Annotated in this window: 1 pseudogene; it reads left to right on the top strand. The window is 66.1% G+C overall.

The features are described 5' to 3' along the window. Positions 1-316 (top strand): annotated as a pseudogene (locus DC347_RS21175) (pyruvate dehydrogenase (acetyl-transferring), homodimeric type); the annotation flags it as partial.

The raw sequence follows: 316 nt of genomic DNA, 5'->3' as shown, positions 1-316 counted from the left end.
CCGACGACTGGAACGTCTCCGCCGACGTCTGGTCCGTCACCTCCTGGAACGAACTGCGCCGCGACGGCCTCGCCGCCGAAGAAGAAGCCTTCCTCAACCCCGGCCAACCCGCCCGCACCCCGTTCGTCACCCAGCAACTCGAAGGCGCCACCGGCCCCATCGTCGCCGTCACCGACTACATGAAAGCCATCCCCGACCAAATCCGGCAATTCGTCCCCAACGAATTCGCCACCCTCGGCGCCGACGGCTTCGGCTTCTCCGACACCCGCGCAGCAGCCCGCCGCTACTTCAAAAACGACACCCACTCCATCGTGGT

This window comes from Pseudarthrobacter sp. AG30 (assembly GCF_003116525.1).
In the GTDB taxonomy this organism is placed as follows: Bacteria; Actinomycetota; Actinomycetes; order Actinomycetales; family Micrococcaceae; genus Arthrobacter.
The sequence above is the reverse complement of the archived record's forward strand: the minus strand, read 5'-3'. Positions and strand labels throughout refer to the sequence as shown.